Origin of the sequence: Janthinobacterium sp. GW458P (genome assembly GCF_002127585.1) — a bacterium.
GTDB lineage: Bacteria > Pseudomonadota > Gammaproteobacteria > Burkholderiales > Burkholderiaceae_D > Janthinobacterium.
This window is the reverse complement of the sequence record NZ_NEGZ01000010.1, coordinates 105,967-111,966: the sequence shown is the minus strand read 5'-3', so window position 1 is coordinate 111,966 and position 6,000 is coordinate 105,967. Positions and strand designations below refer to the sequence as shown.

At 62.0% G+C, this 6,000-nt stretch carries 7 protein-coding genes; 3 read left to right on the top strand and 4 right to left on the bottom strand.

What is annotated here, in order from left to right; translation table 11 throughout:
• Together CBW50_RS09245 and CBW50_RS30170 are read left to right on the top strand one after the other, a co-directional pair.
• Window positions 1-913, top strand: a 913-nt coding sequence (locus CBW50_RS09245) for a methyl-accepting chemotaxis protein (protein ID WP_253251915.1), incomplete at its 5' end; no start/stop codon positions are given.
• Entirely contained in the window at window positions 865-1,113 is a 249-nt protein-coding gene (locus CBW50_RS30170; protein ID WP_172404719.1) for a hypothetical protein, read from the top strand. The genes CBW50_RS09245 and CBW50_RS30170, both read left to right, overlap by 49 nt.
• Before the next feature lie 40 nt (window positions 1,114-1,153).
• On the opposite strand, the gene CBW50_RS09235 is transcribed toward CBW50_RS30170, so the two are convergent.
• The 3 genes from CBW50_RS09235 to mgtA are packed head-to-tail and all read right to left on the bottom strand — an operon-like array spanning window position 1,154 to window position 4,764.
• Window positions 1,154-1,705, bottom strand: coding sequence for a ribonuclease HI family protein (locus tag CBW50_RS09235; RefSeq protein WP_086145256.1), 552 nt, complete (start codon window positions 1,703-1,705; stop codon window positions 1,154-1,156).
• Window positions 1,702-2,043, bottom strand: a complete 342-nt coding sequence (locus CBW50_RS09230; RefSeq protein WP_086145255.1) for a DUF6677 family protein — start codon at window positions 2,041-2,043, stop codon at window positions 1,702-1,704. The genes CBW50_RS09235 and CBW50_RS09230 overlap by 4 nt, the downstream gene beginning before the upstream one ends.
• Window positions 2,044-2,079: 36 nt before the next feature.
• Window positions 2,080-4,764 (bottom strand): magnesium-translocating P-type ATPase, encoded by a 2,685-nt coding sequence (gene mgtA / locus CBW50_RS09225; RefSeq protein WP_086145254.1) that lies wholly within the window; start codon window positions 4,762-4,764, stop codon window positions 2,080-2,082.
• A gap of 554 nt (window positions 4,765-5,318) precedes the next feature.
• On the opposite strand from mgtA, the gene CBW50_RS28755 reads away from it, so the two are divergent.
• Window positions 5,319-5,672 carry a hypothetical protein gene (locus CBW50_RS28755; RefSeq protein ID WP_139842453.1) on the top strand — a complete coding sequence of 118 codons (354 nt, stop codon included), beginning with the start codon at window positions 5,319-5,321 and terminating at the stop codon, window positions 5,670-5,672.
• Between the two features lie 112 nt (window positions 5,673-5,784).
• Here the strand turns inward: CBW50_RS28755 and CBW50_RS30315 are convergent, their stop codons facing one another.
• Window positions 5,785-5,928, bottom strand: a complete 144-nt coding sequence (locus CBW50_RS30315) for an EspF repeat-containing protein (RefSeq protein ID WP_367301823.1) — start codon at window positions 5,926-5,928, stop codon at window positions 5,785-5,787.
• Between the last annotated feature and the right edge of the window lie 72 nt (window positions 5,929-6,000).

The window sequence follows — 6,000 nt, the reverse complement described above, 5'->3', positions numbered from 1 at the left end:
CCGCAAGGTGGCCGACGGCGACCTGACGGCGCAGATCGACGCCAGCGCCAAGGATGAAACCGGGCAACTTCTGCTGGCCCTGAAGGACATGAACGCGAGCCTGCTCAACATCGTGGGCGAAGTGCGCAGCGGCACGGACAGCATCGCCACCTCGTCGACGCAGATTGCCGCCGGCAACCAGGACCTGTCTTCCCGCACGGAAGAGCAGGCCGGTTCCCTGGAGGAAACGGCGTCGTCGATGGAAGAGCTCACTTCCACCGTGAAACAGAACGCGGACAATGCGCGCCAGGCCAACCAGTTGGCGGCCTCGGCGGCGCAAGTGGCCGTCAAGGGCGGCGCAGTGGTGGCGCAGGTGGTGGGCACGATGGAATCGATCAATGCCTCGTCGAACAAGATCGTCGACATCATTTCCGTCATCGACGGCATCGCCTTCCAGACGAACATCCTGGCCCTGAACGCGGCCGTGGAAGCGGCCCGTGCCGGCGAGCAGGGCCGCGGCTTTGCCGTCGTGGCGTCGGAAGTGCGCAACCTGGCGCAGCGCTCGGCGTCGGCGGCGAAAGAGATCAAGACCCTGATCGGCGCGTCCGTGGAGCAAGTCAACGCGGGCAGCATGCTGGTGGCGCAGGCCGGTTCGACCATGAATGACATCGTCGCCAGCGTGCAGCGCGTCACCGACATCATCACGGAAATCACGGCCGCCAGCAGCGAGCAAAGCGTGGGCATCGACGAGATCAACCGCGCCATCGGCCAGATGGATGCCGTGACGCAACAAAATGCGGCGCTGGTGGAAGAATCGGCGGCGGCCGCCGAATCGATGCAGCACCAGGCGCACAACCTGGCGCAAGTGGTCAGCGTGTGCAAAGCGTGGGCATCGACGAGATCAACCGCGCCATCGGCCAGATGGATGCCGTGACGCAACAAAATGCGGCGCTGGTGGAAGAATCGGCGGCGGCCGCCGAATCGATGCAGCACCAGGCGCACAACCTGGCGCAAGTGGTCAGCGTATTCAAATTGACGGGCCAGCAGGCCAGCGTCAGCGGCTTGAAGGGCAAGCAACGTGCGGTGGCGAAAGAGCCGCAAGAAGCCTTGCGGATCGGCCGCGCCGCCGCTTAAGTTGCTTACCTCGTTGCTTACCCGTAACCGCTGGGGTCAGTCATTTCGTGATCGGCATGTGCCCCATTGGGGCGCATGCCCCCGGCGGGTCTGACTCCCGATCAATCGCCAGCTGCGACAGCCGGTCCGCCTCGCCATTCCTGTGGCGCGGCAGCCAGCGCAAGCTCACATCCGTGAATTGTTCCAGCAGGGCCACGACGGTGGCCCTTTGTACTTCCAGTCCCTTGGCGCCGACCGGCGTCGTACCCAGCACGTCATTGATCACTACCTGGCTGTCGCCGAACAGCAGCAGTTGCACGGGCGGCGGGCGCACCTTGAGTGCCGCCTGCAGCACGGCCGTCAGGGCCGCGTATTCCGCGTCGCTGCTGCTGCCATGGCCGGCCGCCTCGCTCACTTCGATGCGCTCGCCGTTCGGCCCCAGCAGCAGTGCGCCTATGCCCAGCTTGCCAGGGTTCGGGTGGGCGGAACCGTCGAACCAGCCGCGCCAGGCCAGCGGCCCGCCATGGTCCTGTCGCTTGAGCGCCAGCTGGGCGCGGCGCGCCTGCATCTTCGCTTCCTTGCGCAGTTTGCGCGCCTGCGCTTCCGCCGTCATGGCTGGATCAGCAAGGTGTCGATCAGGCTGCCGATCCAGCACGCCGCCAGCACACAAACGGCCACTGTCATGGCGGGGCCGTCATTGGCGGAGAGCGCCTCCACTTTTTCCATGATCAGCTGCACGTCCAGGGGCAGGGCGCCGCTGTCGATCTGTGCCATTACCTGGTCCAATCGTGCCATGATCTGGCGCAATACGATCGCCAGCGCGACCAGGGCCGGCACGAGGAAGAGGCAGCCGCGGGCCTTGCGCCGCAAGACAAAATGCCCGCTGCCGGGAAAGACGAGGGCCGACAGCAGCAGGGCGAGATGACGTTTGGAAAGATGGGAGCCGCTCATGCGTGCCTTTTGTAGGGGAAAGAGCGTTTCATCATACTATTGCCAGCCGAATTTGCGCAGATACACGCGTTTCATGAACGTCGTCAGCACGGTGTAGCAGACGAGGATGCCCAGCAGCCAGGGGAAATATCCCAACGGCAAGGCTTGCAGCTTGAAGTAGGTGGCAAACGGACCCATCGGCAGGAACACGCCCACGGCCATGATGGCGGTGGTCGCCACCAGCAGGGGCACGGAAGCGATGCTGTCGATGAAGGGCAGCCTTGGCGTGCGGATCAGGTGCACGATCAGCGTCTGCGTCAGCAAGCCCACGACGAACCAGCCGGACTGGAACAGGGTCTGCTGCTCAGGCGTATTCGCGCCGAACACACGCCACATCAGGATAAACGTGCTGATGTCGAAGATCGAGCTGATGGGGCCGAAAAACACCATGAAGCGGCCGATGTCGCGCGGGTTCCAGCTCAGCGGCTGCTGGATCAGCTCGGCGTCGACGTTATCGAACGGAATGGCGATCTGCGACACGTCATACAGCAGGTTTTGCACCAGCAAGTGCAGCGGCAGCATGGGCAGGAACGGCAAAAAGGCGCTGGCCACCAGCACGGAAAATACATTGCCGAAGTTCGAGCTGGCCGTCATGCGGATGTATTTGAGCATGTTGCTGAAGGTGCGCCGGCCCTCCAGCACGCCTTCTTCCAGCACCATCAGGCTTTTTTCCAGCAGGATGATGTCGGCCGCTTCCTTGGCGATGTCGACGGCCGAATCGACGGAAATGCCGATGTCGGCCGCGCGCAGGGCGGGCGCGTCGTTGATGCCGTCGCCCATGAAGCCGACGATATGGCCATTGCCGCGCAGGGCGCGCACCAGGCGCTCCTTGTGCAGCGGGCTGAGCTTGGCAAACACGGTATTGTCTTCCGCCGCCCTGGCCAGGGTGGCGTCATCCATGTCGTCCAGCTGCGGGCCTTGCAGCACGCCATGCACGGCCAGGCCCACTTCGCGGCAAATCTTCGCCGTCACCAGGTGGTTGTCCCCCGTCAATACTTTCACGGTGACGCCGTGTTCCGCCAGCGCGCGCAGGGCGGGCGCCGTCGATTCCTTCGGCGGATCAAGAAACGCCACATAGCCGATCAGGGTCAGCGCCGTTTCATCGGCCACGCCATACACGGTTTTGTGCGGCGGCACTTCCTTGACGGCCACGGCCACCACTCTCAGCCCCTCCGCGTTGAGGCCGTGCGTGGTTTCCAGCACCTTGTCCAGCAGGGCGGCGTCGAGCGGCACGTTGACGCCGTTCAGGCGCAGCTGGCTGCAGGCGGCGAGGATTTCCTCGACGGCGCCCTTGCAGATCAGTTCATGGTGGTCATTCTTTTCGGAAACAACGACGGACATGCGGCGGCGCACGAAATCAAACGGGATTTCATCGACCTTCACGTAATCGCGGGCCAGCTGCATTTCCGTCTGCAATTCCACATGGTCGAGCACGGCGCGGTCCAGCAGGTTTTTCAGGCCCGTCTGGTAGTGGCTGTTCAGGTAGGCGAATTGCAGCACTTCATCGGATTGCTGGCCGAACACGTCCGTATGGCGTTCCAGCACGATCTTGTCCTGCGTCAAGGTGCCCGTCTTGTCCGTGCACAGCACGTCCATGGCGCCGAAGTTCTGGATGGCGTCCAGGCGTTTCACGACGACTTTCTTTTTCGACAGTTTCACGGCGCCCTTGGCCAGGGTGCTGGTGACGATCATGGGCAGCATTTCCGGCGTCAGTCCCACGGCGACGGACAGGGCGAACAGGAACGCTTCCATCCAGTCGCCCTTGGTCCAGCCATTGATGAGGAACACCAGCGGCGCCATCACGAGGGCGAAACGGATCAGGAGCCAGCTGACGCTGTTGACGCCCGCCTCGAACGCCGTCGGCGTGCGCTCGGTGGCCGTCACGCGCGTGGCGATGGTGCCGAAGTAGGTGCGGTTGCCCGTGGCCAGGACCAGCGCCGTGGCCGCGCCCGAGATTACGTTGGTGCCCATGAACAGCAGATTGGCCAGCTCCATCGGGTCTTTGCCATGGGCGTCGGCCAGTTCGGCCATTTTTTCCACGGGCAAGGATTCACCCGTCATGGCGGCCTGGCTGACGAACAGGTCTTTGGCGGACAACAGACGGCAATCGGCGGGGATCATGTCGCCGGCCGACAGCACGATGATGTCGCCCTGCACCAATTGCCGGATCGGCAATTCGGCCTGCTGGCCATTGCGCAGCACGGTGGCCGTGTTGCTGACCATGGCTTTCAGGCGTTCGGCGGCGCGGTTCGAGCGGCCTTCCTGCACGAAGCGCAGCAGGGTCGACAAAATCACCATGGTGCCGATGACGATGGTGGCCTTCGGGTCTTCCGTCAGGTAGGACACGATGGCCAGCATGGTGAGCAGCAGGTTGAACGGATTCTTGTAGCACAGCCACAGGTGCTGGTACCAGGCCAGCGGTTTTTCGTGCTCGACCTCGTTCGGCCCCGTTTGCGCGCCGATCACTTGCGCTTCGGCATCGCGCAAGCCTTCCAGGCGCGTGTGCAGGCGGTTCAGTGCGCTGTCCAGGTCTTCATGGGCGGCAGCCAGCAGCTGGCGCGCCAGGTGGTCGGGCACAGGCCGGGCTGTGCTGTTTTCCAGCGGCATGGCGCGGCGGCGGAAGTTGCCGGCCGTATGGCGCTTGCGCAGGAACGATTCGAATAAGCGGGTGAAGAGATTCATTGCTCTTCCTTTCACGACGAGGTGTTGACGGGCGGCGCAGCCGCAGGCAAGACTTGCGTGCCGCCAAGACACAATCGTGCTGGCGGGCAATCCGGGTCAGTAGCCGGTCGCGATCGGAAAGAGGGGGGAGAGGCGCGCAGCCGGACTGGCCGCGCGAGACACCGCACCTTGCTCAGCAAGGCACGGAGGAAAGAGAGTTCCGCGTTGCTTGCTGTTTAGCTGCCGAGGCAATCGCCGATACAAGATCGGCTACTGTCACTAGAACAAGTACCCACGTGGGACTCCGTAAATGAATAATGGGGGCATCTTATGCACGTGCTGCAACAGTGTCAACTGAAGAAATCTTAGGTTTCCAAAGTGTAATGTGGCTGTGGGTAAATACGAACGACAGATGTCGAATAAGAAAGGTTGATGCGCGGTGCGGGGAGGGCCGGAGCGGCCATTCCCCTTGCTGTGACAATGTGTGATTCTTTCTGCTTGGCAATCCGTTATGCTCGGCTATGTTAGTTGACTGGAAACAGCCACGGTAAACGCTATGCATTACAGAAAACCACATGTCTATGGAATTGATTTTTGGGGCAGTAATAGCCGGACTTGTTGTCATGTTCTTGGCCGGCAAGCACTTTTCAAGAAAACTGCCCAAAGAAACCCATTTTGAATGTGCGCGTTGCGGTACGGTTGCTCGCCACAACGATCGAACCATCGAAGCCTGGCGCAACAACAAGACCACCTACTTCTGTCAGCCCTGTCATCTTAAATGGCTGCATGGCAGGGCGCCACGAGAGCGTGAAGGCGGTATTTCTCCTGCAGGTTCCAGATCTGGCTCCAGATCAGGATGCCTTGGCGTTGTTGTGCTGTTTGCCGTCGTTCCGCTTGCCGGCTTTTTAGTGCTGCACGCCTATGCCTGACCCATTTTTGGCCTAGCGCGCCTCGCCAAAAGCTTCTCGCTCCCTGCCAGTTTCCGCGATGCTGCTGCTCCGCATGCGTAGAATCCCGTGGATGCCTGTTTTACGGCAAGCACTATTGGCAGCAACCGACGTCTTTCGGCCCATAGTGTTGAAACAGTCGAGCGGCAATGATTTCCAGAGGCCTCCGACCGCCAGGCTGCCGGTGATCGTTCACCGGCGGCGGTACAGGCCAGGCTGGGCTGGGCTGGCAGGATATTGATCTAATGGTCTACGTACCTGAGTTTTTCAACATCATAGGGCGTGACCTGCCAACGATGGCAAGCGGCCA